We start from the raw sequence: 25087 nt of genomic DNA, 5'->3' as shown, positions 1-25087 counted from the left end.
CGGATTGATGCAGTGTGGGGCGCGGCGACCTTCCGTCTGTTCTGAATCTGATGCTTATCGATCTATTCCTCGAAGATGGGAAGCGGCCATACCCGAGGTAGCCAGTGAAATCGATTGTCCGGCACTGGCTCATATGCAGCGTCATCTGCGATTGAAACGTATCCGTCAGCAGAGCCCATGTTGACTTTGGAATACTGCTGCGTCAGCTCGTCGCTCGCCAGTGGCACGAGTTGCGCTAGTGGTACAGCAAGCTTGCGCTTGTTCCATCGTATGCACATGAAGGCTTCAGTCTCGCACACTTCCTCCGGCGCTATTGCGATCACCTGAGCCCGGTCGCCGGGGCTGAGCGGTGAGGTTGGCGATCTCTTGCGAACCTCAGCTTCAAACGGAATGGTGAGTTGCTCCTCGAGGTAGTCGTACCATGCCATAGACCGCTCCTCTGAGTTGTAGGCGTCGACGACCACCTCCATCTCGATTCGCTGTTCGCGGTCCGGCTCGATCTTGCGTTTAGACATGTTTGTCGTACAGATGTTGATGGAAGGCTGGAAGCTCAGAGGTCGACGACCTTGTGCAGAAGTGCAAACGAGACACGCCAGTGGCCTCATCGGGATTGCACTGCACAGAAGCAGTCTTCTGGCTGATGCGTACGATGGTGCCGATGCGCTCGTGCAAGTGCTGATCCGTGAAGGCCACCGTGTCACCAACCATGAAGTCAGCACGTTGCGCACGGGGCGGGGATGGAGAGGTTTGCGGTGACGGTTGGGCCGCAGCGGTGGCATCGGCGATGACCGCGGCATAGGGCAAGGCCCAGCGCCGGCGCGTGGCGGTGTCCTCGACCACGGCCTGCGTCTGCCGCAGCTCGAGGATACGGCCCTGCCGCAGCGGCTGGATGAGATCGTCGGCGACGTAGCTGGCGGTCATGCCGATATGCAGGTGCCGGCGGCTCTCCAGGATCCGGGGTAGCACTTGGAGAGGGAGGGCTGGATATCGGCGTCGATGAGGAGGACGCGCAGACCCATATCGGCGAGCAGACCGCCGAGGGAGGCGGCGAGCGTGGTCTTGCCGACCCCGCCCTTGGTGGACAACATGCAGAACTTGATCATTGCTGGCGCTCCGAAAGTGAAAACTTCGGGAGGGCCAAAAGCAAAGCCCCTTCAGGTCTGAGGCCTGAAGGGGCTGGCAAGTACTGATTTCCTACAGAAATACTGGTGGCGAATCAGGGATTCGAACCCCGGACCTGCGGATTATGATTCCGTCGCTCTAACCGACTGAGCTAATTCGCCAACGAAGACCGCTATTATACATGTGGATTTGGACCTGTCAACACCCTCTCCTAAAAACTTTGTGGGGGTGCAAGGCGCCTTCGCCGCGCCCAAAAAAAAACCGGCGGACCTTGTGGCCCGCCGGGTGGAGCGACTGATTACCGGATCAGTCGTGCATGAGCTCGTTGCCCTGGATGCCAGGATCAGTCGTTGGCGTAGATGTTCACATCCTTGGTTTCGCGGATGAACAGCGAGCCGATGACCAGGGTGATGCCAGCGATGATGATCGGGTACCAGAGCCCGTAGTAGATGTTGCCGTTCTGGGCCACCAGGGCAAACGAGATGGTGGGCAGCAGGCCGCCGAACCAGCCATTGCCGATGTGATACGGCAGCGACATCGAGGTGTAGCGGATCCGGGTCGGGAACATTTCCACCAGCATGGCCGCGATCGGGCCGTACACCATGGTCACGTAGATCACCAGGATGACGAGGATCACCAGCACCATGATGGTGTTCATCTGCGCGGGGTCCGCCTTGGTCGGGTAGCCGGCCGAGGCCATCGATTCGCCCACCTGCTTCTTGAACGCGGCGATCTGTTTCTTGCTGGCGTCGTCGAAGCTGTGGCCCGCCGGTACCAGTGCGGCGTTGAAGGAGGCAATCTCCTTGTCGCCGATCTTCACCGATGCCACCGTGCCGGCCGGGGCTTCCACGACTTCATAGCTGGCAGAGGCTTGTGCCAGGGTCCGCTTGACGATGTCGCAGGAGCTGCGGAAATCGATTTCGCGGGCGATCGGGCTGCCCTGGAAGGAGCATTGCTTCGGATCAGCGGTCACCACGATCTGGGCGCTTTGCTGCGCGCGTTCCAGCGCCGGGTTGGCGTAGTGGGTGAGGGCCTTGAACAGCGGGAAGTAGGTCAGCATCGCCAGCGCGCAGCCGGCCATGATGATCCACTTGCGGCCAACCTTGTCCGACAGCGAGCCGAAGAAGATGAAGAAGGGCGTGCCGATCACCAGGGCGCCCGCGATCAGCAGGTTGGCGGTGGTGGCGTCGACCTTCAGCACCTGGGTCAGGAAGAACAGCGAGTAGAACTGGCCCGTGTACCAGACCACGGCCTGGCCGGCGGTCAGGCCCACCAGCGCCAGGATCACGATCTTCAGGTTGCGCCACTGGCCGAACGACTCGGTCAGCGGTGCCTTGGAGGTCTTGCCCTCGGCCTTCATTTTCTGGAAGGCGGGCGATTCGCTCATCGACAGGCGGATATACACCGATACGCCGAGCAGCAGGATCGAAACGAGGAACGGAATGCGCCAGCCCCATACGTCGAAGTTCGGACCGGTCAGGTTGCGGCACACCAGGATCACGATCAGCGACAGGAACAGGCCGAGCGTGGCGGTGGTCTGGATCCAGGCCGTGTACGCGCCGCGCTTGCCGTGCGGCGCGTGCTCGGCCACATAGGTGGCAGCACCGCCGTACTCGCCGCCGAGCGCGAGGCCCTGTAGCATGCGCAGCCCGATCAGGATGATCGGGGCGGCCCAGCCAATGGTGTTGAAGCCCGGCAACAGGCCCACGATGAAGGTCGAGACCCCCATGATCAGGATTGTCACCAGGAAGGTGTACTTGCGCCCGATCATGTCACCCAGGCGGCCGAATACCAGCGCGCCGAACGGGCGCACGATAAAGCCAGCGGCAAAGGCGAGCAGCGCGAAGATGAAGGCCGCGGTCGGATCCAGCCCGGCGAAGAACTGCTTGGCGATGATGGCCGCCAGCGAACCGTAAAGGTAAAAGTCGTACCACTCGAACACCGTGCCGAGCGAGGAGGCAAAAATCACCTTCCTCTCTTCGGCGGTCATTGCCGAGCTCTGGGCGCTGCTTCCGGGCACCGCCACGTTCTGTGCATTAGCCATTGTCTCCTCCGTTTGTGATCGGAATCTTTCGGGGCCGCATGCGCGCTCCAGCTCTAGCACGCACGATTACCTCCGAAGTTGCAATGGATTGTGGGTGGTGAAACTTACTGCGTTCTGACAATTTCCGCGCCGTACGCCGCAAAGTGCTCGGGGTATACGCTAGGCAAAAAACGGGCTTGGCATTGCTGCGCCGCGACGCGCGCGGCCGCGGAAAATCGCACCGGAACCAGTGTTAAGGGGCGCGTCTGTATTTCTTGCTATGCAGCATCGTCATGCTGCCGGGCGGGCGCGCCACCGTTGTCGGCATCTTCGTCATTGTCGCGGTTCATGCGCCAGGCATATAGCGCCGCCATCAGGACGTAGACGACCAGCGCCCCCTGCGCGCCGACCCAGAAGGAGAAGGGCCAGCCGAAGAAATCGAAGCGCAGCTCGCGGGCGAACCAGGCCACGCCGAAGGTGACCACGAACCAGATCGACAGCAGCACGGCGATCCAGCGCAGGTTGCGATGCCAGGCGCGCCGTTCGGACTGGTCGGCCTGGTCGCGCCCGCCGCGTGTGTGATCGGGATCGTTCATGCTGGCTCCAGGATGGAGGGCCGGCGCAGCGTAATGCGGAAGCAGGCGCCGGCCAGGCGCGGCTCCGTCTGGTAGACGTGGTCGAGAATGCTGACGTCGCCGCCATGCTGCTGCACGATCTCTCGCACGATGGCCAGGCCCAGGCCACTGCCCTGGGTCTTGGTGCCGAGTACGCGGTAGAACCGCTCCATCACGCGCTCGCGTTCGGACACCGGGATGCCGGGCCCGGTGTCTTCCACTTCGAGATACGCGAAAGGCTCGAATGCATCGGCGCTGACCCGCACGGTAGCGTGGCCATCCGCGGGCGTGTAGCGGATGGCGTTGTCGATCAGGTTGTTGAGCATCTCCGTCAGCATCAGGCGGTTGCCTTGCACCATCACGGGGTGGTCGTCGGCATCCACGCCCAGATCGATGCGGCGCGCCCAGGCCTGCGGCAACCAGTCCTTGACCACTTCGCGCGCCAGGGCGGCCAGATCAAGCGGCGCCATGTTGCCCGCGCCGGCCAGGTTTTCCATGCGTGCCAGCGACAGCAGCTGCGTCACCATGTGGGCGGCGCGCTCCGAGCTGCCGGCGATCTGCGCCAGCGATTTGCGCAGTTCCTCCGGCGACTGTTCGCGCTGCGCCAGTTCCGCCTGCATGCGCAGCCCGGCCAGCGGCGTTTTCATCTGGTGGGCGGCATCGGCGATAAAGCGCTTTTGCGTCTGCACGGAAACGTCGAGCCGCGCCAGCAGGTCGTTGAACGAGGCCACCAGCGGCGTGATTTCCTGCGGTGCGGCGTGTTCGTCGATGGGGCTGGTGTCACCGGGATTGCGTGCGCGGATGCGCTGCTGGATCGCGGTCAGCGGGGCCAGCCCGCGCGTCAGGCCGAACCACACCAGCACCACCGCCAGCGGCAGGATCACGAACTGCGGCAGGATCACGCCCTTGATGATTTCGTTGGCCAGGCGCGCGCGCTTGTCGAGGGTTTCGCCAACCTGCACCAACACCGGCTGCGCGTCGCCGCCCTGCTCGAGATCGACATAGGTGTAGGCCACGCGCACGTCGTTGCCCGCGATGCGGTCGTCGCGCAGCGAGACCAGCCCGGCATGGCCGCGGTCGTCTTCGCCTGGCAGCGGCATGTCGTTGTCGCCGGCGACGAATTCGCCATGCGTGCCCACCACCTGGTAGTAGATATTGTCGGTTTCATCGGCGCGCAGGATCTCGCGCGCGGACAGCGGCAGTTGCAGCGTGACGCGCCCGTTGACCTCGCGCACCTGCTGCGAGAGCACAATGGCGCTGGCTTCCAGCGAGCGGTCGAAAGGGCCGTTGGCGATCGATTTTGCCACCAGGTAAGTCACCGCAATGCTCATCGGCCACAGCAGGAGCAGCGGCGCCAGCATCCAGTCCAGGATCTCGCCGAACAGCGAGCGCGGCGACGGGTGGCCGGCGCTGTCTTCAAGGTGTGGCAGGGCCCCGGCCAGCGCTTCGTCGCTGACGATCTCGTCAGGCGCGGAGGGAGGAGGGGCGGCGCGCGCGGGCCGCTGGCGCCGCCGGGGCAGTCGCAGCAGGCTCATTGGGAAAAGGTGTGGCAGGGCCTGGCGGCGTGGCCGGCAGGCAATGAAGCAAGGATGGCGCGGGTTCTGTTGCTGATTCCGATTCTAATGGCGACTCCTAGTCGTGCGCCACGGCGGCCTGGAATTTCTCCAGGCAGTAGCCCAGCCCGCGTACCGTGGCAATGCGGATGCCACCCACCTCGATCTTCTTGCGCAGCCGGTGCACGTAGACTTCGATGGCGTTGTTGCTGACTTCCTCGCCCCATTCGCACAGGTGGTCGACCAGCTGCTCCTTCGACACCAGCCGCCCGGTGCGGGTGAGCAGGATCTCCAGCAATCCCACTTCGCGCGCCGAGAGATCCAGCATCTGATCGTTCAGGTAGGCGATGCGGCCGACCTGGTCGAAGGCGAGCGGGCCGTGGTGGGTCAGCGTGGCGCCGCCGCCCGTGCCGCGCCGCACCAGCGCGCGCACCCGCGCTTCCAGCTCCGAGAGCGCGAAGGGCTTGGCCATGTAGTCGTCGGCGCCCAGGTCCAGGCCCTTGACACGTTCGTCAACGCCATCGGCCGCGGTCAGGATCAGCACCGGCAGCATGGCGCCGCGCGTGCGCAGCCGCTTGAGCACTTCCAGCCCCGGCATGCGCGGCAGGCCGAGATCGAGGATCAGCAGGTCGAAGGTCTGGGTCGACAGCGCGGAATCGGCTTCGACCCCGCTGGCCACATGGTCGACGGCATAGCCCGAGTGACGTAGCGAGCGCGTCAGGCCATCTGCCAGCACATCGTCATCTTCGGCGATCAGAATACGCATGGTTGTCTCCACCCTGGCCCGGCTGTGTCGCCCCTTTCCATCAAATGACGCGGGCGGGACTTGCCAAGCATACTGTTTTTTTATACAGTACCCGCTTATGCCGGTCGCATTCGATTTGTCTCCGATGCAAACCGGGCTTTACCGAATTTGTACTGGTTTTTTACCGAACGTTCGCCCCAATGTTTGCCCCTGCTGCCAGGTTCATCGTCATCAGGAGTTCGCGGCGCGGCGCGGGCTGGGCGGTTGCCCGAAAAAAGCGGGTGGCGCGCCACATGCGGCCTATTTATACACCATTGACGGAAGGACGACCATGGATGACGGCAAGAAGGCGAGTGCTGGCGTAAGCGCCGAAAAGCAGAAGGCGCTGGCGGCCGCGCTGGCCCAGATCGAGAAGCAGTTCGGCAAGGGCTCGATCATGAAAATGGGCGATGCCGAAGTCGAGCAGGATATCCAGGTCGTGTCCACCGGCTCGCTGGGCCTGGACATCGCGCTGGGCGTTGGCGGCCTGCCGCGCGGCCGCGTGGTGGAAATCTACGGTCCGGAATCCTCGGGCAAGACCACCCTGACGCTGCAGGTCGTGGCCGAGATGCAGAAGCTGGGCGGCACCTGCGCCTTTATCGACGCCGAGCATGCGCTCGACGTCAACTACGCCAGCAAGCTGGGCGTGGCGGTTGGCGATCTGCTGATCTCCCAGCCGGACACCGGCGAGCAGGCCCTGGAAATCACCGATGCGCTGGTGCGCTCGGGCTCGGTCGACCTGATCGTGATCGACTCGGTGGCGGCCCTGGTGCCCAAGGCCGAAATCGAAGGCGAGATGGGCGATTCGCTGCCTGGCCTGCAGGCCCGCCTGATGAGCCAGGCGTTGCGCAAGCTGACCGGCACCATCAAGCGCACCAACTGCCTGGTGATCTTCATCAACCAGATCCGCATGAAGATCGGCGTGATGTTCGGTTCGCCCGAAACCACCACCGGCGGCAATGCGCTGAAGTTCTACGCCTCGGTGCGCCTGGATATCCGCCGCATCGGCTCGATCAAGAAGGGCGACGAGGTGATCGGCAACGAAACCAAGGTCAAGGTGGTCAAGAACAAGGTCTCGCCGCCGTTCCGCGAAGCCTTCTTCGACATCCTGTATGGCCAGGGCATCTCGCGCCAGGGCGAAATCATCGACCTGGGCGTGGACGCCAAGATCGTCGAGAAGTCCGGCGCCTGGTACAGCTACAAGGGCGAGAAGATCGGCCAGGGCAAGGACAACGCGCGTGAATACCTGCGCGAAAATCCCGATATCGCCGACGAGATCGAAAACAAGGTGCGCGAATCGCTGGGCGTGGTGCTGATGAATGGCACGCCGGCCGCCGCTGTGGCCACCGCCGAAGACTGAGCTTCGCCGGCCGGGGCGCTCCCGGCCGCGAACCCCGCCCGGGGCGGCACGCGCAGCGACGCGCGCCGCCCCGGTTTGCGTTTTTGAAGCGCATTTTCACAGCTCGATGTCGAGCTCACACTGCCGAGCTCCATCCTCATGGCCACCCGTCCCCCTCTTTCCCTGAAGGCCCGCGCCGTAGGCTACCTGTCGCGGCGCGAGCACAGCCGGGCGGAGCTGGCACGCAAGCTGGCCCCGCACGCCGAATCGCCCGAAGCCCTTGAGCAATTGCTGGATGCGCTGGAGCGCGAGAACTGGCTGTCCAACGAGCGCTTCGTCGATAGCCTGGTGCACCGGCGCGCCAGCCGCTATGGCGCCGCCCGCGTCATGCAGGAAGCCCGCACCCACCAGCTCGGCGGCGAACAGCTCGCCGACCTGCAGGAGCGCCTGCGCGGCTCCGAACTGGAGCGTGGCCGCGCGGTCTGGCAGAAGCGTTTCGGCACGCCACCCGCCACGCCCGAGGAAAAGGCCAGGCAGATCCGCTTTCTGGTGGCGCGCGGTTTTTCCCGCTCGGTGGTGAGCCAGGTGATCAAGGGGGCGGATGAGTGGCTGGACGGCAGCGATTGATGCCGTGGGCGGACCTGCCGGATCGCGGTCCGAAGTGATGCCGCGATGGCGTCTTGCACCGGCGCGGTGCGCATACCTGTTTTGCCAGTAGGCGTATTCCGCGCTGACCGCATGTGATCCGGGCACCGGTTCAGTCCCGCGCATCCGCGCATTTTGACGCTCCACAGCGCTTGCCCGTCACACGACAATTCCCGGCAACAGCCCTGGGTGCAGTTTGTTCCCGGCCAAAGTTGTCCGGCATGTTAAAATCCTGCGGTTTTCCGGCCCAGCCGTCCTTTTCTCCCGCTCCTGCCTGGTGTTATGCCGCTTTCCCCGCCCGTCAATCGCGCCCTGCGCCACCGCCGTGCCATCACGGCCGAGGCCTATCTTAGGGACGATGGCCTATGGGATATCGAAGCGCGCCTGACCGACACCAAGCCCCGCGAGATCCCGCTTGCCGGTGGTGGCGTGCGCCCGTTGGGCGAGCCGCTGCATGATTTGTGGCTGCGCATCACCATTGACCTGCGCATGAACGTCGTGGACGCCGACGCCTGTTCCGACTGGGTACCGTATCCCGGCCAGTGCGACACCATCGGCCCGGCCTATCGCAAGCTGATCGGCCTGAACCTGATGAAGGGTTTCCGCAAGGCGGTGAAAGAGCGCCTGTCCGGCGTGTCGGGCTGCACCCACCTGACCGAGCTGGCCGGCGTGCTGCCGACCACCGCGATCCAGGCCTTTGCCGGCGACGTGTTCAATATCCGTGACGCCGGCACCGAAGACACCAATCCCGAACCGCCTTACCAGTTGCACGGCTGCCATGCCCTGCATTTCGAAGGTGAGGTGGTGCGCCAGTTTTACCCGCGCTGGTATGGTCACCAGCCAAAGCCGAGGATCAAGACCGAAGGGTCGCCGATCCCGGCGGCGCAACCTTCGGAGGCGCTCGCCGCCACCGATGGCGGCGCCACGTCCCGCAGGCCTACCGGCACCTCTGGCTAAGCCAGGCCGGCCTGCTATCCGCCGAGATTCCATCTCCACTTTTTACGCCTACCCGAAAGGAAACACGCATGAATATCCATGAGTACCAAGGCAAGGAAATCCTGCGCAAATACAATGTGCCGGTTCCGCGCGGCATCCCCGCGTTCTCGGTCGATGAGGCCCTGAAGGCTGCTGAACAACTGGGCGGCCCGGTATGGGTCGTCAAAGCGCAGATCCACGCGGGCGGCCGCGGCAAGGGTGGCGGCGTGAAGGTGGCCAAGAGCATCGACGAGGTCAAGACCTACGCCAGCAACATCCTGGGCATGACGCTGGTCACGCACCAGACCGGCCCGGAAGGCAAGAAGGTCAACCGCCTGCTGATCGAAGAAGGCGCGGACATCAAGAAGGAACTGTACGTCAGCCTGGTCGTCGATCGCGTTTCGCAAAAGGTGGCCCTGATGGCCTCCAGCGAAGGCGGCATGGACATCGAAGAAGTCGCTGCCCACAGCCCGGAAAAGATCCACACGCTGATCATCGATCCGTCGGCCGGCCTGCTCGACGCGGACGCTGACGACATCGCCCGCAAGATCGGCGTGCCCGACGCAAGCGTGGCGCAAGCCCGCCAGGCCCTGCAAGGCCTGTACAAGGCATTCTGGGACACGGACGCCTCGCTGGCTGAAATCAACCCGCTGATCCTGACCGGCGACGGCAAGGTGATCGCGCTCGACGCCAAGTTCAACTTCGACTCCAACGCCCTGTTCCGTCACCCGGAAATCGTCGCTTACCGCGACCTGGACGAAGAAGATCCGGCTGAAATCGAAGCTTCGAAGTTCGACCTGGCCTACATCTCGCTGGACGGCAATATCGGCTGCCTGGTGAACGGCGCCGGCTTGGCCATGGCCACCATGGACACCATCAAGTTGTTCGGCGGCGAGCCGGCCAACTTCCTCGACGTGGGCGGCGGTGCCACCACCGAGAAGGTGACCGAAGCCTTCAAGCTGATGCTCAAGAACCCGAACCTGAAGGCCATCCTGGTCAACATCTTCGGCGGCATCATGCGTTGCGACGTGATCGCCGAAGGCGTGATCGCTGCATCCAAGGCCGTGTCGCTGTCCGTGCCGCTGGTCGTGCGCATGAAGGGTACCAACGAAGAGATCGGCAAGAAGATGCTGGCCGACTCGGGCCTGCCCATCATCGCGGCCGACACCATGGAAGAAGCCGCCCAGAAGGTCGTGGCCGCTGCCGCGGGCAAGTAAGCCAGACGCGAACACGAACGCCAGCAGCGCGCCGGGGCCAGGCCTTCGCGCGCTGCTTTGAGCCAAGCAAAGGATTACAGCATGTCGATTCTGATCAATAAAGACACCAAGGTCATCACCCAGGGCATCACCGGTAAGACCGGCCAGTTCCACACCCGTGGCTGCCGCGACTACGCCAACGGCAAGAACTGCTTCGTTGCCGGCGTGAACCCGAAGAAAGCCGGCGAAGACTTCGAAGGCATTCCCATCTACGCCAGCGTCAAGGATGCCAAGGCATCGACGGGCGCCACCGTTTCCGTGATCTACGTGCCGCCCGCCGGCGCCGCTGCCGCGATCTGGGAAGCCGTTGACGCTGACCTGGACCTGGTGGTCTGCATCACCGAAGGCATCCCCGTGCGCGACATGATGGAGCTCAAGGACAAGATGGTGAAGGGCAACAAGAAGACCTTGCTGCTCGGACCCAACTGCCCGGGCCTGATCACGCCTGATGAAATCAAGATCGGCATCATGCCGGGCCACATCCACCGCAAGGGCCGCATCGGCGTGGTGTCGCGCTCGGGCACGCTGACCTATGAAGCGGTGGGTCAGCTGACCGCGCTGGGCATGGGCCAGTCGTCGGCAGTGGGCATTGGTGGCGACCCCATCAACGGCCTGAAGCACATCGACATCATGAAGATGTTCAACGACGATCCCGAAACGGACGCCGTGGTCATGATCGGCGAAATCGGTGGCCCGGACGAAGCCAACGCGGCTTACTGGATCAAGGAAAACATGAAGAAGCCGGTGGTTGGCTTTATCGCTGGCGTGACCGCGCCTCCGGGCAAGCGCATGGGCCACGCCGGCGCGCTGATCTCGGGCGGTGCCGACACGGCGCAAGCCAAGCTGGAAATCATGGAAGCCTGCGGTATCAAGGTCACCAAGAATCCGTCGGAAATGGCTCGCCTGCTCAAGTCGATCCTGTAATACCGAACAGCAGCTTTTCCGCCCGCGGGCGGGAGAGATTGCCGGAGCCGGTGCGGCTGCATGACTGCAACCGCACATCGGACCTCGATGCCCCCGCCTCCGTGCGGGGGCATCTCATTCTGGAGCGCCAGTCACCTAGGGTATCTCCGGAGGCGCGCGACATGCCGATTGAAACCGAATCGAAAGCTTGATACGGTAAATCTTCATGTCTGAAGACTCAGACATCCGAAATTCCGTAAGCACCGGTGATAATCGGTACATATGTGGCGTTCGAATCATAATTTAGAAACTCGAGGAGCTTTACCGTGGAACTGCTGTCCTCCACTGCGTTCTGGATCGCGTTGGGATCCATCATCCTGACCAACATCGTGCTCTCCGGCGACAACGCCGTGGTGATCGCACTGGCCTCCCGCAACCTGCCGCCCGCCCAGCAGAAGAAAGCCATCTTCTGGGGCAGTGCCGCCGCCATCATCATGCGTGTGGTGCTGACGGTGGCCGCGGTCAAGCTGCTGAGCCTGCCTTACCTGAAGATCGTCGGCGCCTTGCTGCTGGTCTACATCGGCGTGCAGCTGCTGACCGGCGAAGACGACGAGGACGGCCACGACGCCAAGGACAATATCTGGTCCGCGATCCGCACCATCCTGATCGCCGACCTGGTGATGTCGCTCGACAACGTGGTGGCCGTGGCCGCCGCGGCGCAGAAGGGGCCGGAAGGCAGCCAGCTGATGCTGCTGATCGTTGGCCTGGGCCTGTCGATTCCCCTGATCGTGTTCGGCAGCACCATCCTGCTCAAGGTCATGGACCGCTTCCCCATCATCATCGTGCTGGGCGCGGCGCTGCTGGGCTACCTGGCAGGCGAGATGCTGGTGAGCGATCCGGTGGACGCCGCGTGGTTCGAGATGCATGTGCCGCATGCGCACCTGGTGTTTGGCGCAATCGGCGCGGCGCTGGTGGTGGTGGTGGGCAAGCTGCTGCAGAAACGGTCGGTACAACCGGCCTGACGGACAATAGTCCGTCGGCAGACGGTCTGTCGATGGACGGGCCGCACGGCAGCGTGCGGCCCGTCCGGAAAGAAAAAGCGCCTTCGGGCGCTTTTTCTTTGCCTGCTCCCCGAGCTATCATCCGCCTTTTGCCAACAAGGCATAACAAGGCGCCCCGCATGCTGCCCTCCCGGTCAGCCATACCTCTCAGCTTCCTCGCCGTCGCACTGATTGCGCCGCTACTGGTCTCCCGTCACACGCTCCCCATTGCCACTTTCTATGGCGAATGGGCCTCGGCATTGCTGTTCGCGCTGGCCGTCATCGCGCTTGCTGCCGTGGCAAACCCGCAAGCCTCGGGGCTCGCTTATCGGGACGTTCCCGCTCAGTTCCCGTGGATCGTCGTATTTGCCCTCTGGCTGATCGCCACCGGCGTCACGCAAGGGCTAACCGGCATGAGGGACCTGTCGGGCAGCCGGCTGATCACCGAACTCGTGCTCGCGCTTGCCGCCGCAGTGATATGGGCAGCCTGGCGGCAAGGCCGGACAGCGTCTCCGCTCGAGCGCCAGGCGATGACCGATGCGCTCGCGATTGCCTGGCTGGTGGCCGGATTGCTCGGCACGCTGGCGCAGTGGGTCCAGGTCTTCGGCCTGGAGTCCGACACGTTCGGGATGGTCTCCACCTACTTCTACGACGACAACCGACGCCTGTGGGGCAACCTCAACCAGCCCAATCACCAGGCCACGGTTGAGGGCCTGGCGCTTGCGGCAGCCGTGTGGCTGGCCGCGCGCGGCTGGCTGCGACCACCAGCCTGGCTGGCGGCGGTGCTGTTGCTGGAGAGCGGTATCGTGTTGTCCGGATCGCGCACCGGTGTCCTCCATGTCGGGCTGGCCTCGGCCTACGCATTGCTCGCCGCATGGATGGCGCGCGGGGCAGGGCGGGACGGGCCGGGTGCGATGCAACGTCCGGGCCATGCCGGTCACAACCCCATGAGCCGGCCAGCCGGGCTTGCCTTCGCCGCGGTGGCGATGGTGGTGGTGCTGGTGATCCTGCAGCCGCTGATGAAGAGCGCCGGGCACGTCTTCGACTGGCGCCTGTTCGATACGCTGGCGCAGTTGGGGCAAGCCGACCAGGTGTCGGCGCGCGGGGCGCTGTGGTCCCACGCCTGGGCAATGTTCCGCGCGCATCCCTGGCTGGGGGTGAGCTGGGGCGAGTTCGGCTGGGCGCAGTTCCAGCAGCTGGCGCAAGTCGGCGTGACGGTGGAAATGTCCCTGCATGCGCACAACGCGCTGCTGGACCTGCTGGCGAAAACGGGCCTGGTCGGCACCGCCGGTGTCGTGCTCTCATTGCTGGCGTGGCTATGGCGTGTAGCGCACCGGCGGCTGTGGCTTGGAGACGGGCCGGACCGGGCGCAGACGGTGGTGGTGCTCACGTGGCTGGCGATGCTATGCGCACATTCGATGCTGGAGTACCCGCTGCACTACCTGTATTTCATGCTGCCGTTCTGCTTCATGCTGGGCTGGCTGGAGCCCTCGGGGTTCGGCCGCGTGCGCACGCCGCGCTGGCTTGCCGTGCTGGCCGTTGGGGCGTTCATCGGCGCTACGACCGTCATCCTTGCCACCATGTGGCAGGACTACCGGCGTGCCGAGGCACGCGAATATGCGCGTGACGAACACCGGAAAGCGCTGCCGATGCCGCATTTCTGGTTTCGCCAGGCCGCCGCGGCGGATGCGACCGAGGATGCCAGGATCACGCCGGAGAATGCAGCGCAGCTGCTGGCGCCCCATATCGCCGCCGTCCACCTGCTGCCCACGCCTACGCTGATTGCCCGCACCGCCTGGCTGCTGGCCTTGAGCGGCGATCCCGTTCAGGGCCGCGCATGGCTGGAGCGCCTGCATTTCTACTTTGCTGGCGACGAGGCAAACCAGYTCGCCGAACTGGCCCGCTTCTGCGCCGAAGTCGACGCGGCGGCGCGGCCGCGCGATTTCTGCGACTGGGTGAAGGCGCGCAACAAGGGCAAGCCGGAATAAGCGCTCCACGGCGGGCGGATCGCGGCGCGCGGAGTCTGCCCGTACGCGGCTGCGGCACCCCGGGCCGGGGCTCGCAGGGTTACTGCGGCGGGTAGTAGCCCGGAGGGGGCGGCGGATAGTAGTAAGTCGGGGCGGCAGGCCGCGGGGCCGCCGCCATATTGCCGTAGACCGGCACCCGATGACCGCTGGCGTACATGCACTGCACATAAGCAGCGTCGTACTGGCGCTGGCTGCCGTAGCCGGCGTATTGGGCATTACTCGAGCCGATCGCCGCGCCGGTGAGCAGGCCGATGCCCGCACCCACTGCCGCGCCGGAGCCGCCATTGAACGCCGCACCCGCTGCCGCTCCCAGCGCGGTGCCGACCGCGGCGCTGCCGACCGCGCTGTTGGTTGCCGCCTGGTTTGCGGTCACGCCGCCCACCTGGCCGAAGGCGAACTGGCGGCAGGCATAGTCGTCGGCCCGGAACTGGTCGAAGTTCTTGCCGGTGCCTGGCAGCACCATCACACTGGGACCGCTGGGCATCACGGCACAGCCGGCCAGAACAAGCGCTGCCAGCGGCAGGCTCAGCAAGATCGGGAGTCCAGGCAAGCTGGGACGGTCAAAGGCTTTCATCTCGGCACCTCGGTACCTCGGTCATCGAAACATCGCACACAGCGGTGCTGCGCGCCGCAGGTTGGAAACGCGCGCTCCAGGCGCTAGGCGGGTGGCTGCGCTGGAACCTTCTGCCAGCCGCCGGGGCACGCCTTGATATACGGATAGTAGCCATCCGGCCTGGCGCAGTGATACCAGTACGCCTCCTGCCGGGGCGCCGGTGCCGCGACAGCGCCGCTGTTCATTTCCCACGATCCGTCCTGGCCCTGCTCTATGTATTGCGGTGGAGAACTCGGCACTCCCACTGCCGCGGGCGGATAGTAGTAGCCAGGAGGGTAGTAGTAGGGGGAGTAGGGGTAGCCCCAACCGTATCCATACCCAAAGCCGGGCCCGACATAGATCCCCACGCTCCCGTGCCAGCCGCCATGCCAGCCACCGCCGCCGTGCCAGCCGCCGCCCCCGTGCCAGCCTCCCCCGCCATGTCCGCCGCCGCCGCCTCCACCGTGGCCGCCGCCTGCCAGGGCCGTCCCGCCCGCACTCAGCGCCGCCAACACCAGCAAAAGCTGGCCAACCCTACGCCCGTTCATGTTGCTCACCCTGGATCGACGCGGAACGATGTCCCGCGGGGCTGCACCTGCACCCCCTTAACTGCATTGAATACCAATTTGACGCATGTGGYGCGGTGCCCCCTGCTGGCGAAATGCGGCGTTACGCTTGTTACAGCGGAAGGGGCCACGGCGTAAGCGTGTGTCATGGCGGATAAGAGAGGCGGGGGGCTGTGATGCGGATCGGATACTTGCAGGCGCGCGCCAGAGATCCGGCGGGATCCATCTTTGATTGCTGTGGGCCACCGCCCGCCCTGCAAGCGCAGAGGGGAGAAATCCCTGGATGAAGTCGAAACCAAGAACGTAACGGGCTCCTGCGGTCCGTCAATCGTTTGTGTCTTGGGGATAACCGATGTTGTTGGTAATTTTGATGGCATCGAACTGGATACCAGGAAAATCATTGTTCGATCGGATCCGTCCAAGGAGATGGTTCTTGGATTTGATAAGGGAATTTCGTCGGACCATAATGGCGTCGCGCGCATCCCGACAAAATCTGGAAATAGATTGCTGGTCAGGGGAAAGTGTGGTGGAAGTGCCTTAAGTAGAAGCAAGGCTTAGTGTGCTATTCGGAATGCCTGGGAATTTGGCCGAAAGCTATCGTGGATAGCGCTTTTTCGGAGTAGTGTTCAGACCATTGCCGGTAGTGTCGCCTACTGTGAGCGGGCTTTCGGGGCCCCGCGTCGCCGGGGTGGCGACGCGGGGTATAAAGTAGAGCCTACGCAGACTCACTGCGCCTTGAGATAACCTACGTAGTAGATGCCGATGACTCTGCCAAGGGGATCCTGTATCGGTTCATAGCCTGTGATATAGGACTTTCCGAGAATGTCGGCATCGCCATAGTACGCGCCACCGCCGCGAATTGCCGCGATAGCCTTGCCGTTGGGATCGAGTACGGTGCCAATGGCGCGCGACCCATCGTCTTTCTGCACATTCGTTGCCACACGGATGAATTCCTCACCGCTCTTCACGAATAGCGTTGCGGTACCGCCCACCGTGTTTTTCACATCGTCAACCACGGCAAAGTTATTGTTCATCTTGTTAGCGCCAAAATACAAGGCCGGTGCGGGTTTTCCGGCAACGGCTTCTTCTCCTTTGATCGCCGGTGCGCCCAAATTGAGCACTTTCATCTTCAACAGCACCATGGCGTATCTGACGTTGTCCACCGATTGTGCGTGACCCACGGTGGGGAGAAAAATCGAGAATGCAATTCCATGTGCCGCCAGGACAACCCAGCGTAAAATGAAATTCGTCCGCTTTACATTCGGCATCATGTCATCTCCGAACAGGATTGCCGATGCAACGGGGCGGCAACATCCCCGGGACAGGATCGATTGCCCATTCATCCGTCTGGAGTATAGGTTGCCGTGATTTGCTTACCAGCACGATGGCAAATAGCACTTATGGAGACCATTACTTGGGGACAGCGGGAATTTCAACGAATTGGGCGCGATCGAAGTCGTTGCTTCCGGTGGAAATCCGTTGCGCGAAACCCGTGCCTGCCGCTTGTTCCCAATGCCGCATCGATTCCATCTCCCGTGACCATTTGGAGAAAATTTGGTCAAAATCGATTCTGCGTCACTCCATGGCATCCGTTGCCGTCAAGGCAATGAGGCAATTGGTCAGCAGGGCGGGTGATGACGTGCGTCAGGCTAAGGCTTATAAAACAATCGCTTAACTGTCGCCGGCCACCCAGTCCCCCGACTTCCCCCCATGCTTCTCCAGCAACTTCACATCCCCCATCACCATCCCCCGGTCCACCGCCTTGCACATGTCATAGATGGTCAGCAGGGCCACCTGCACGCCGGTCAGCGCTTCCATCTCCACGCCGGTCTGGCCGTGCGTCTCGGTGCGCACGGTGCAGCGGATGGTGCCGCTGGCTTCGTCCAGCGCATAGTCCACCGCTACCTTGGTGAGCGAGATCGGGTGGCATAGCGGGATCAGGTCGGAGGTGCGCTTGGTGGCCATGATGGCGGCCACGCGGGCAATGCCGAGCACATCGCCTTTCTTGGCGGTGCCGTCCCGCACGAGCGCGAATGTGGCGGGCAGCATGGTGATGGTGCCGGTGGCCACGGCCACGCGGTGGCTATGGGCCTTGGCGCCGACGTCTACCATATGGGCTTGTCCGGCTGAATCGAAATGGGTGAGCTGGCTCATGGCATGGACCTGCGGAGTCGAGAGGAAAGCGTGGCGGAGGCGTCCGCCGCATTTGCCGCGCTAGCCGGGGCAGGGCGTGGCAAGACCGGGCGATGCCCGGTGGGAATGGCCTCCGGAGGCCGCTATCATAGCAATATGCGCAAGAACCAAACGCTCGCCGGAGCGCTCTCCTCGCCCGCCCGACAGGCGCGCCTCAAATCTCGCATGGGCCCCGTGCGCCATGCCGATGCCGTTCCCGCGGCCGTACCCCTGCGCGCGTCCGCGAAACCGGGGCGCTTTGCGCGCCGTTCGCTGGCGGCACTGTTGGCGCTGACGATGGCGTTACCCGCCTGGCCCCAGCAGCGCGTGTTGCTGAACGATCCCGCGCGCACCGCCGCAGCCGCCACCACGGGGACGGATGGCGGTGGCAGCGACCAGGTCTACGACAACCTGAACCGCAGCGTCAAGGCGGGGCAGAAGTCCGAATTCGGGCTGCGCAGCAACAACACGGTGGTAGAGACCAACGGCGCGCAGTTGCCCGACCTGGGAGACCCGTCCACGGCGTCGCTGACGCCCGATATGGAAAAGCGCCTGGGCGATCGCATCATGCGCGATATCCGGCGCGATCCGGACTATGTGTCGGATCCGCTGCTGGCCGATTACCTGAACATGCTTGGTTATCGCCTGGTGCAGGCGGCGCGCCGGCAGAACATCTCCGGCTCCAACGGTGCCGGCACCTTTGCGACCGGCTTCGAGCTGTTCGCGGTGCGCGACCGTACCATCAATGCCTTTGCGCTGCCGGGCGGGTACATCGGCGTGCACACCGGCCTGCTGGTGCAGTCGGATACCGAGTCCGAGCTGGCTTCGGTGCTCGGCCACGAAATCGGCCACGTGATGCAGCGGCATATCGCGCGCGGCATCACCACGCAGGACCAGTCGATGTGGATCGCGCTGGCATCGATGGTGCTCGCGGGACTGGCGGCCACCAAGAGCGGCGATGCGGCCGCGGCGCTGGCCATGGGCGGGCAGGCGGCCGCCATCTCCAACCAGTTGTCGTTCTCGCGCGGGGCGGAACGGGAGGCCGACCGGGTCGGGTTCCAGATCATGACCGCCGCCGGCTTCGATCCGCAGGGCATGCCTGACTTCTTCAAGCGGCTGCAGCGGGTGATGGGCATCTCGGAGAATTCGGTGCCGGCCTACGTGCGCACCCACCCGCTCACCTCGGAGCGGATCGCCGACATGCAGGACCGCGTAAGCCATGTGGCGGTGCGCAAGGTGCCAAATACCCCGGAATACGAGTTCGCTCGCATGCGTGCGCGCATCATCCAGGAAACCACGCCTAGCGACCTGCAGAACGTGCGTGCCGCGCTGCAGACGCAACTGGCGGCAGCTTCACCGGTGCGCTTGCCGGCGCTGTATTACGGGATGGCTTTCGCCGAGCAGCGGCTGGGCCGCAACGCTGCCGCGGAGCAGTTCCTGGCCGAAGCCCGCCGGCTGTACGGCAATATTCCCGGCGCCACTTCCGGCAGCGCCATGCTCGATGTGATGGCGATCGAGCTGGCGCGCGCGCAGGGCCGGCAGCAGGATGCGCTGAATCAGGCCATGGTATCGATGAAGGCGTTTCCGCTGTCGCACGCGGTGGCGCTGAGCTACGCGGCGACCTTGCTCGGTGCCGGCCGGACGGACCAGGCGGTGACCTTCCTGCGCGAACGCACGCGCGAAGAGGTCGCGCGTTCCGAGTGGTGGGACATGCTGGCGCGGGCCTATGCCGCGCAGGGCCGGCGTGTACAGCAGCACCAGGCGCTGGCGGAGAAGTATGCGGTCGATGGCGCCTACCAGGCCGCCATCGAGCAGTTGCAGATCGCGCGCAAGGCGGGCGATGGCGATTTCTACACGCTGTCGGAGGTCGATGCGCGCCTGCACCAGCTGGAGCGCCAGTTCCGCGAAGAGAAGCAGGACAGCAAGAGCATGCCTAACTGACGGCCACGCCCGCTACCGCTGTTCCCGCCGCCGCCGCTCAGGCGGCCTGCTCGCCCGCGGGCGGCAGCGGCTGGCGCACGAAGCCGTAGCGCGTCGGCACCTCGTCTTCGACAATCGGTTCGATCGCCACGTCGGTACCGTTGAAATGAAACACGCCGAGATTGCCGCCGCACGCCTCACCGTGCCAGGTGCAGGCGCTGCTGAAGGCATCGAGGTCATGGTCGTGCAGCAGCGCGACCTGCGGCTTGCCCGCATTCCCGCTCTCTCCTTCCACCTCGCCGACCAGCAGCACATTGCCATGCTCGTCCGCATGGCAGGCGCGCAGCGCGAAGGCGTGCTGCGATGTGGTCCGCAGCTGGCCCTGATGCAGCCGCGCGATCCACGGCGCGTAGGCCAGCGACACGAACACGCGCTGCGGGCCGTTCTGGAAGTACCAGGCACCGCGCTCGTCGTGCTGGTAGTTGCGCTCGATAAACGCGATCAGCGCTTCGTGCCGGATCGGGTCGCCGGACAGGCCGTGCTGCTGGGCGTACTCGTTGCGCATGCGCCATTGCCCGCGCCGGTCCAGCGCCAGCCAGCCGTAGCAGTTGGGGACGTTGGGCCAGCGGGCCATTGCTTGCTTGACTGTGTCATCCATCGTCGCTGTCTCCTTGCGGGGCCGTTCATGCCGTCCATGAAGGGCATCCCGCTCGCATTCATTCAGGTGGCCGCCCGGGTTTGCCATCCGTTCGCAACGGGTGTGCGGGGCTGCGCCGGCGCGCTAAGCCACGGCGTCGAAAAACCGCAGGATGCGCGCCGGCAGCCACTCGATATGCCCCGCATAGGGCAGTACCGGCAACACGCGCAGCTTATCTTCGCGCGGCGTCATGAAACCGACGTGACCACCGTGCTCTGGCTGCTCCAGCCAGACCTGCGGGCTGACGTCGGCCGGGCCCGGCAGGTGGCGCGCCGGCAGGAAGGGGTCGTTGCGCGCGTTGAGCACCAGCGTGGGCACGGCGATGCGGTCGAGCACGGGCTTGCTGGAGGCGCGCGCCCAGTAATCGTCGGTGTCGCGAAAGCCATGCAGCGGCGCCGTGACGATATTGTCGAAGGCGTACAGGTCGCGGCTGGCGAGCATGGCTTCCCGGTCGAACAGGCCGGGATACTGCTTTAGCTTGGCCAGGGACTTGCGCTTGAGGGTTTGCAGGAACATGCGCGTGTACAGCATGTTGAAGCCCTGCGACAGCGCCGCGCCACCGCCGGCCAGGTCCAGCGGCGCCGACACCGACGCCGCGGCGCCGATGAAGGCCGCGCCGCTGCCCTGTTCGCCGAGCAGGCGCAGCAGGGCATTGCCGCCCAGCGAGATGCCGACCACCAGCAGCTTGCGCCCATGCGCGCAATACTGCCTGTGCAGCCGTTCCAGGATCCAGTGGACCTCCTCCGAGTCGCCGGAGTGATAGAAACGCGGCGCCAGGTTCAGCTCTCCCGAGCAGCCGCGAAAGTGCGGGACCACGCCCTGCCATCCGCGCGCGGCCAGCGCATGCATCATGGCCTGCGCGTAGTGGCTGCCAGAGTCGCCTTCCAGGCCGTGGAACATCACCAGCAGCGGGGTATCGGGCGCCACCGGGTGCGTGGTCCAGTCGAGGTCGACGAAGTCGTCGTCGGGCGCGGTCCAGCGCTCGCGCTTGAAGGCCACGCGCGCAGGGCGCTGCGTGAAGCGCGCCGGGATGATGGTCTGGGCGTGGCCGCCGGAGAGCCACCACGGCATGCGGCGGCCGCCGCCGAACGAGGAGGCGCCCGGAACGGGTGACACCGCCCCTGGGGGGCTGTGGTGCGATGGCGGAAGCTGGCTCATGCCTGGATGCTTGGAGCTGGCGGGCTGCCGGGCCGTGGCGCCGCGCCGGATCCCGCTAGTGAAGCGCCTGGCCCGGCGCCGTGCTGACGGTGGCGACCTGGCTGGCGTTGGCCGGGCTGCAATGGATATGCGCCAGTCGCCAGCCCTCGTGGTTCTGCATCAGCACATAGGTGGTGTGCACGTAGAGGTCGGCTTCGATGCGGTCGTCGCCGAAGCGCAGGGCTTCGGTCACGTCGAAGATGGCGACCCCCATCGAGGTGTGGCTGCTGGTCTCGATCACGTCGATCAGCACCGGCTGCAAGGCCAGCAACTGCGCGAAGGCCTGGCGCAGGTGCTCGTGGCCGATCAGGCGCTGGCCGTCGGGCATCACGCACGTTACCGAATCCTCATCCAGCCACAGGCGCAGGGCGCCGTCCGCATCGCGCAGCTTCATGGCCTCGCGAAAGGCTTCTACGATGTCTTCGGCGGAATCGAACAGGCGGGCAAAACGAGGCATGGTGGACTGGGCTCAGGGATTCGTTGGCCGGATGATTACGAACGGCGGGTCAGCGCTTCAGGCCCGGTGCAGGAGCTTGCGCAGCTCCACAAACACCATTTCGGGCTCGATGTCCTTCAGGCACCGCAAGTGTCCGAGGGGGCACTCACGCTTGAAGCACGGACTGCATTCGAGCTGCAGCCACATGATACTCGCAGCCTGCGACAGCGGGGGAGTGTGGCGTGGGTCACTGGAGCCGAACACCGCCACCTGCGGCCGGTTCAGCGCCGCGGTGACGTGCATCAGGCCGGAGTCGTTGCATACGGCGCCTTCGGCCATCGCCAGCAGGTCGACGGCGTCGTCGAGCGAGGTCTGGCCGCAGAGATTGCGCACGAACGGCGCGCCTTTGACGATCTCGTCGGCGATCGCGGCATCCTTGGGCGAGCCAAGCGTGATGATCTGCGCATACGGGAACGAGCGCTTGAGCATCTGCGCCAGTTCCGCGAAGTGCGCCGCCGGCCAGCGCTTGGCCGGGCCGAATTCCGCACCCGGGCAGAAGGCGATCAGGCGGGTCTGCGGCGCAATGCCGAAGCGCTCCGCGGTCTTGGCCATGCGCACCGGGTCGATGCGCAGGCGCGGCTCGGGCAGGTCTTCGGGCAGGCGCGCGCCTGGCTTGAGCGCCAGCCGCGCGTAGTGCTCGACCATGGGCGGGCGGTGGTCGCGCGGCGGGTTGCCGTGGCGGATATTGAGCAGGCCGAAGCGCGCTTCGCCGCGATAGCCCACGCGCAGCGGGATGCCGGCCAGCCAGGGAATCAGGGCCGACTTGAGCGAATTGGGCAGCACGTAGGCCGCGTCGTAGCCTTCGTTCTTGAGCTGCTGGGCGAACATCAGCCGTGCGGAGAGTTGCAGCTTGCCGTGCGCCAGTTCGCTGGGGAATACCTGGTGGATCTCGGGCATGCGTGCCAGCACCGGCGCCACCCATTTGGGGGCGAGTGCGTCGATCTGCAGGCGCGGATGGCGCGCTTTCATCAGCGCGAAGAGCGGCTGCGCCATCAGGGCGTCGCCGATCCAGTTGGGGGCGATGACGAGGGCTTTTTTCATGAATGGGGCGCTGCCGGAAGAATGGGCGTGGCGCGGTCTGCGCGCGCCACGCACGCCAACGCTCCGGCGCGCCGCTTGGCGGGCCGGAGCATCGGGGTGGTGCGGTGAAACGCGAGCCGTGTCAGTGGTGACCCTTGATGACGGTGCCTGGCTTGAGCTTGTAGACGGTACCGCAGTATGGGCATTTCACCTCGCCGGTGTCGGTCACGTCGAGGAAGACGCGCGGATGGTAATTCCAGGCGGGCGTATTGCCGGTGGGGCAGTGCAGGGGAAGATCTTCTGCGCCGATTTCGATTACGGATGCGGTTTGCGTCATGGTGTTGCGGGGATGGACTTGGTCTTTTGTCAGGACTAGGTAAGTGGCTGGCCGGTGTTCAGACCAGGGTCAGCCAGTGCTTGTATTGTTCGCTGGTGCCACCGACGGCGGCGAAGAAGGCATCCTGGATGCGCTTGGTCACCGGGCCGCGCCGGCCTTCGCCGATGACGCGGTCGTCGAGTTCGCGGATCGGCGTGACTTCGGCGGCGGTGCCGGTGAAGAACGCTTCGTCCGAGCAGTACACTTCGTCGCGCGTGATGCGCTTCTCGCGCACCTCGATGCCGAGATCGTGGGCGATGGTGAGGATCGCGTCGCGGGTGATGCCGTCCAGGCACGAGGCCAGGTCAGGCGTATAGATCACGCCGTTGCGCACCACGAACACGTTCTCGCCCGAGCCTTCGCTCACATAGCCTTCGGTATCCAGCAGCAGGGCCTCGTCGTAGCCGAGGCTGGTGGCTTCCTGGTTGGCCAGGATCGAGTTGATGTAATAGCCGCTGGCCTTGGCCCGCACCAGCGAGACATTGACGTGATGGCGGGTGAAGGAGGAGGTCTTGACGCGGATGCCGCGCTCCATGCCTTCTTCGCCCAGGTAGGCGCCCCAGGGCCATGCGGCGATCGCCACGTGGATGGTGTTGCCCCTGGCCGAGACGCCGAGCTTTTCAGAGCCGATCCAGACCAGCGGGCGGATGTAGCAGGATTCGAGCTGGTTGGCTTTCACCACCTCGCGTTGCGCCGCCGCCAGCGTGGCCTCGTCGAACGGCATCTGCATCTGGAAGATCTTGGCCGAGTTGAACAGGCGGCGAGTGTGCTCCTTGAGGCGGAAGATCGCGGTCCCGGCCGGCGTCTTGTAGGCGCGTACGCCCTCGAACACGCCCATGCCGTAGTGCAGGGTATGGGTCAGCACGTGGATCTTGGCGTCGCGCCACTCGATCAGCTTGCCGTCCATCCAGATTTTTCCGTCGCGATCCGCCATCGACATGGTTCTTCTCCGTGAGGCCGTCAGCAATGCAAAGGAGGCATTGTAAACCCCGGGACCCCTTGTGCCAACGCGGGCGCGGGCTCGCGGGGGTCTAAAATCGTCACATTGTGTATGCCGCCACCGCCACCCGTGCCCCTTTCGCCATCATCACGACCCGCCGCCTCTGATTCCGATCCGCTTGCCGGTGTGCGCGCCGAACGGCTGCGCGGGATGCTTTTCGCCGGGGCGCCGGAGGCGGAGATCGACGAATTGCTGGCGCCATGGGAGACGGGTTCCGGCCTGCCCCGGCTGCTGGTATCCGCGGCGCTGGGCAGCGGCGGGCCGGCGGCGCTGGCGCGGGTGGTATCGCCGTGGCGCTGGCGCATGCTGCACGCGGTGCTGGATGCGCTGTATGCGGACTGGGACCCGGCCCTGCGGCCCTATCTGGACTACCTGGCCGATGCGCAGGCACGCGGCGACGGCGAATTCGCCACGGTGCCGGGGCGGTTACGCGGGGTGCTGGCCGAGGGCTTGCTGTATGGCGGCGAGCGCCAGCGTGCGCTGGCGGTGCTGGCCACGGTGCCCGGCAGCGGCCAGGCGCTGGCGCTGCATGCCTTTACGCATGCCGGGGATGGCGACTGGGCGGGGGCCCAGGCCGGTTTCGAAGCCGCGCTCAAGAGCCTGCGAACCGAGCGCGGCCAGCGCACCGGCTTGCTGTCGCCCGCGCTGGCGCCATACTACCCGCTGTCCTTGCTCGCCCAGCGCACGCCCGCGCACCTCGATCAGGCACGCAAGTTCTGCCAGGCGGAAGCCGGCTCGCGCACCCCTGCGCCTACCGGGCGCTGGGGGCT

General features: G+C 64.9%; 24 protein-coding genes, 1 tRNA gene and 1 pseudogene. 8 read left to right on the top strand and 18 right to left on the bottom strand.

Annotated features, from left to right (window positions below; genetic code table 11):
- Positions 1–62 precede the first annotated feature (62 nt).
- From AC1DT6_RS02200 to AC1DT6_RS02165, 8 genes and pseudogenes are all read right to left on the bottom strand, one after another.
- Positions 63–515 carry a calcium-binding protein gene (locus tag AC1DT6_RS02200; protein ID WP_477103308.1) on the bottom strand — a complete coding sequence of 151 codons (453 nt, stop codon included), beginning with the start codon at positions 513–515 and terminating at the stop codon, positions 63–65.
- Positions 508–921: a hypothetical protein gene (locus AC1DT6_RS02195; RefSeq protein ID WP_477103309.1), complete on the bottom strand. Its 414-nt coding sequence runs from the start codon at positions 919–921 to the stop codon at positions 508–510. Before AC1DT6_RS02195 ends, AC1DT6_RS02200 begins: the two co-directional genes overlap by 8 nt.
- Before the next feature lie 20 nt (positions 922–941).
- Positions 942–1103: pseudogene (locus AC1DT6_RS02190) on the bottom strand (ParA family protein); the annotation flags it as partial.
- A gap of 103 nt (positions 1104–1206) precedes the next feature.
- Positions 1207–1283, bottom strand: a tRNA-Met gene (locus AC1DT6_RS02185).
- 182 nt (positions 1284–1465) lie between these two features.
- On the bottom strand, positions 1466–3166 hold the full coding sequence (locus AC1DT6_RS02180; RefSeq protein WP_477103310.1) for an MFS transporter: 1701 nt from the start codon (positions 3164–3166) through the stop codon (positions 1466–1468).
- A gap of 257 nt (positions 3167–3423) precedes the next feature.
- Positions 3424–3741, bottom strand: a complete 318-nt coding sequence (locus AC1DT6_RS02175) for a DUF4212 domain-containing protein (RefSeq protein WP_441629286.1) — start codon at positions 3739–3741, stop codon at positions 3424–3426.
- Positions 3738–5294, bottom strand: a complete 1557-nt coding sequence (locus AC1DT6_RS02170) for a sensor histidine kinase N-terminal domain-containing protein (protein ID WP_477103311.1) — start codon at positions 5292–5294, stop codon at positions 3738–3740. Before AC1DT6_RS02170 ends, AC1DT6_RS02175 begins: the two co-directional genes overlap by 4 nt.
- 97 nt (positions 5295–5391) lie before the next feature.
- A complete protein-coding gene (locus AC1DT6_RS02165; RefSeq protein ID WP_035869333.1) occupies positions 5392–6078 on the bottom strand; it encodes a response regulator in 687 nt (228 codons plus the stop codon).
- A gap of 310 nt (positions 6079–6388) precedes the next feature.
- Between AC1DT6_RS02165 and recA the strand changes: the two genes are divergently transcribed.
- From recA to AC1DT6_RS02130, 7 genes are all read left to right on the top strand, one after another.
- Positions 6389–7456 (top strand): recombinase RecA, encoded by a 1068-nt coding sequence (recA, locus tag AC1DT6_RS02160; protein WP_045237253.1) that lies wholly within the window; start codon positions 6389–6391, stop codon positions 7454–7456.
- Between the two features lie 138 nt (positions 7457–7594).
- A complete protein-coding gene (recX, locus tag AC1DT6_RS02155; RefSeq protein WP_035869328.1) occupies positions 7595–8062 on the top strand; it encodes a recombination regulator RecX in 468 nt (155 codons plus the stop codon).
- A gap of 300 nt (positions 8063–8362) precedes the next feature.
- Complete coding sequence (locus tag AC1DT6_RS02150) at positions 8363–9037, top strand: DUF2889 domain-containing protein (protein ID WP_441629292.1); 675 nt, start codon at positions 8363–8365, stop codon at positions 9035–9037.
- A 68-nt stretch (positions 9038–9105) separates the two neighbouring features.
- Positions 9106–10272 carry an ADP-forming succinate--CoA ligase subunit beta gene (gene sucC / locus AC1DT6_RS02145; RefSeq protein WP_441629294.1) on the top strand — a complete coding sequence of 389 codons (1167 nt, stop codon included), beginning with the start codon at positions 9106–9108 and terminating at the stop codon, positions 10270–10272.
- 81 nt (positions 10273–10353) lie between these two features.
- Positions 10354–11235: a succinate--CoA ligase subunit alpha gene (sucD, locus tag AC1DT6_RS02140; RefSeq protein WP_035869320.1), complete on the top strand. Its 882-nt coding sequence runs from the start codon at positions 10354–10356 to the stop codon at positions 11233–11235.
- Between the two features lie 305 nt (positions 11236–11540).
- A complete protein-coding gene (locus AC1DT6_RS02135) occupies positions 11541–12236 on the top strand; it encodes a TerC family protein (RefSeq protein WP_276291409.1) in 696 nt (231 codons plus the stop codon).
- A gap of 158 nt (positions 12237–12394) precedes the next feature.
- Positions 12395–14242 (top strand): PglL family O-oligosaccharyltransferase, encoded by a 1848-nt coding sequence (locus AC1DT6_RS02130; protein WP_477114428.1) that lies wholly within the window; start codon positions 12395–12397, stop codon positions 14240–14242.
- Between the two features lie 79 nt (positions 14243–14321).
- On the opposite strand, the gene AC1DT6_RS02125 is transcribed toward AC1DT6_RS02130, so the two are convergent.
- The 4 genes from AC1DT6_RS02125 to moaC all read right to left on the bottom strand — a co-directional run bounded on the left by AC1DT6_RS02125 (position 14322) and on the right by moaC (position 17593).
- Entirely contained in the window at positions 14322–14855 is a 534-nt protein-coding gene (locus tag AC1DT6_RS02125; RefSeq protein WP_441629299.1) for a YMGG-like glycine zipper-containing protein, read from the bottom strand.
- Between the two features lie 83 nt (positions 14856–14938).
- Entirely contained in the window at positions 14939–15421 is a 483-nt protein-coding gene (locus tag AC1DT6_RS02120; RefSeq protein WP_441629301.1) for a hypothetical protein, read from the bottom strand.
- 743 nt (positions 15422–16164) lie between these two features.
- Entirely contained in the window at positions 16165–16710 is a 546-nt protein-coding gene (locus tag AC1DT6_RS02115) for a Cache 3/Cache 2 fusion domain-containing protein (protein ID WP_441629303.1), read from the bottom strand.
- A 400-nt stretch (positions 16711–17110) separates the two neighbouring features.
- Positions 17111–17593 (bottom strand): cyclic pyranopterin monophosphate synthase MoaC, encoded by a 483-nt coding sequence (gene moaC, locus AC1DT6_RS02110; protein WP_441629305.1) that lies wholly within the window; start codon positions 17591–17593, stop codon positions 17111–17113.
- Between the two features lie 204 nt (positions 17594–17797).
- On the opposite strand from moaC, the gene AC1DT6_RS02105 reads away from it, so the two are divergent.
- Positions 17798–19552 (top strand): M48 family metallopeptidase, encoded by a 1755-nt coding sequence (locus tag AC1DT6_RS02105; RefSeq protein WP_477103317.1) that lies wholly within the window; start codon positions 17798–17800, stop codon positions 19550–19552.
- Between the two features lie 37 nt (positions 19553–19589).
- On the opposite strand, the gene AC1DT6_RS02100 is transcribed toward AC1DT6_RS02105, so the two are convergent.
- The 6 genes from AC1DT6_RS02100 to AC1DT6_RS02075 all read right to left on the bottom strand — a co-directional run bounded on the left by AC1DT6_RS02100 (position 19590) and on the right by AC1DT6_RS02075 (position 24257).
- Positions 19590–20189, bottom strand: a complete 600-nt coding sequence (locus tag AC1DT6_RS02100) for a DUF2946 family protein (protein ID WP_441629307.1) — start codon at positions 20187–20189, stop codon at positions 19590–19592.
- Positions 20190–20312: 123 nt separating this feature from the next.
- Positions 20313–21386: a YheT family hydrolase gene (locus AC1DT6_RS02095; RefSeq protein ID WP_441629309.1), complete on the bottom strand. Its 1074-nt coding sequence runs from the start codon at positions 21384–21386 to the stop codon at positions 20313–20315.
- Positions 21387–21441: 55 nt separating this feature from the next.
- On the bottom strand, positions 21442–21882 hold the full coding sequence (locus AC1DT6_RS02090) for a YybH family protein (RefSeq protein WP_035869293.1): 441 nt from the start codon (positions 21880–21882) through the stop codon (positions 21442–21444).
- A gap of 57 nt (positions 21883–21939) precedes the next feature.
- Positions 21940–22962 (bottom strand): lipopolysaccharide heptosyltransferase II, encoded by a 1023-nt coding sequence (waaF, locus tag AC1DT6_RS02085; protein ID WP_441629311.1) that lies wholly within the window; start codon positions 22960–22962, stop codon positions 21940–21942.
- Between the two features lie 121 nt (positions 22963–23083).
- Positions 23084–23278 carry a zinc-finger domain-containing protein gene (locus AC1DT6_RS02080; RefSeq protein WP_035869287.1) on the bottom strand — a complete coding sequence of 65 codons (195 nt, stop codon included), beginning with the start codon at positions 23276–23278 and terminating at the stop codon, positions 23084–23086.
- Between the two features lie 58 nt (positions 23279–23336).
- Entirely contained in the window at positions 23337–24257 is a 921-nt protein-coding gene (locus tag AC1DT6_RS02075) for a branched-chain amino acid transaminase (protein WP_441629313.1), read from the bottom strand.
- Positions 24258–25087: the final 830 nt, after the last annotated feature.

Source organism: Cupriavidus sp. 01L45 (genome assembly GCF_056399885.1).
The sequence above is the reverse complement of the archived record's forward strand: the minus strand, read 5'-3'. Positions and strand labels throughout refer to the sequence as shown.

Excerpts from the sequence above, each read along its gene's own strand:
- AC1DT6_RS02195 (WP_477103309.1), bottom strand. The coding sequence starts at position 921 with ATGACCGCCAGCTACGTCGCCGACGATCTCATCCAGCCGCTGCGGCAG.
- AC1DT6_RS02120 (WP_441629301.1), bottom strand. The coding sequence starts at position 15,421 with ATGAACGGGCGTAGGGTTGGCCAGCTTTTGCTGGTGTTGGCGGCGCTG.
- AC1DT6_RS02080 (WP_035869287.1), bottom strand. The coding sequence starts at position 23,278 with ATGACGCAAACCGCATCCGTAATCGAAATCGGCGCAGAAGATCTTCCC.
- AC1DT6_RS02095 (WP_441629309.1), bottom strand. The coding sequence starts at position 21,386 with ATGAGCCAGCTTCCGCCATCGCACCACAGCCCCCCAGGGGCGGTGTCA.
- AC1DT6_RS02200 (WP_477103308.1), bottom strand. The coding sequence starts at position 515 with ATGTCTAAACGCAAGATCGAGCCGGACCGCGAACAGCGAATCGAGATG.
- AC1DT6_RS02090 (WP_035869293.1), bottom strand. The coding sequence starts at position 21,882 with ATGCCTCGTTTTGCCCGCCTGTTCGATTCCGCCGAAGACATCGTAGAA.
- recX (WP_035869328.1), top strand. The coding sequence starts at position 7,595 with ATGGCCACCCGTCCCCCTCTTTCCCTGAAGGCCCGCGCCGTAGGCTAC.
- AC1DT6_RS02170 (WP_477103311.1), bottom strand. The coding sequence starts at position 5,294 with ATGAGCCTGCTGCGACTGCCCCGGCGGCGCCAGCGGCCCGCGCGCGCC.
- waaF (WP_441629311.1), bottom strand. The coding sequence starts at position 22,962 with ATGAAAAAAGCCCTCGTCATCGCCCCCAACTGGATCGGCGACGCCCTG.
- AC1DT6_RS02180 (WP_477103310.1), bottom strand. The coding sequence starts at position 3,166 with ATGGCTAATGCACAGAACGTGGCGGTGCCCGGAAGCAGCGCCCAGAGC.
- AC1DT6_RS02115 (WP_441629303.1), bottom strand. The coding sequence starts at position 16,710 with ATGATGCCGAATGTAAAGCGGACGAATTTCATTTTACGCTGGGTTGTC.
- AC1DT6_RS02075 (WP_441629313.1), bottom strand. The coding sequence starts at position 24,257 with ATGTCGATGGCGGATCGCGACGGAAAAATCTGGATGGACGGCAAGCTG.
- AC1DT6_RS02175 (WP_441629286.1), bottom strand. The coding sequence starts at position 3,741 with ATGAACGATCCCGATCACACACGCGGCGGGCGCGACCAGGCCGACCAG.
- AC1DT6_RS02165 (WP_035869333.1), bottom strand. The coding sequence starts at position 6,078 with ATGCGTATTCTGATCGCCGAAGATGACGATGTGCTGGCAGATGGCCTG.
- moaC (WP_441629305.1), bottom strand. The coding sequence starts at position 17,593 with ATGAGCCAGCTCACCCATTTCGATTCAGCCGGACAAGCCCATATGGTA.
- AC1DT6_RS02125 (WP_441629299.1), bottom strand. The coding sequence starts at position 14,855 with ATGAAAGCCTTTGACCGTCCCAGCTTGCCTGGACTCCCGATCTTGCTG.
- sucC (WP_441629294.1), top strand. The coding sequence starts at position 9,106 with ATGAATATCCATGAGTACCAAGGCAAGGAAATCCTGCGCAAATACAAT.
- AC1DT6_RS02100 (WP_441629307.1), bottom strand. The coding sequence starts at position 20,189 with ATGGATGACACAGTCAAGCAAGCAATGGCCCGCTGGCCCAACGTCCCC.
- recA (WP_045237253.1), top strand. The coding sequence starts at position 6,389 with ATGGATGACGGCAAGAAGGCGAGTGCTGGCGTAAGCGCCGAAAAGCAG.
- AC1DT6_RS02150 (WP_441629292.1), top strand. The coding sequence starts at position 8,363 with ATGCCGCTTTCCCCGCCCGTCAATCGCGCCCTGCGCCACCGCCGTGCC.
- AC1DT6_RS02105 (WP_477103317.1), top strand. The coding sequence starts at position 17,798 with ATGGGCCCCGTGCGCCATGCCGATGCCGTTCCCGCGGCCGTACCCCTG.
- sucD (WP_035869320.1), top strand. The coding sequence starts at position 10,354 with ATGTCGATTCTGATCAATAAAGACACCAAGGTCATCACCCAGGGCATC.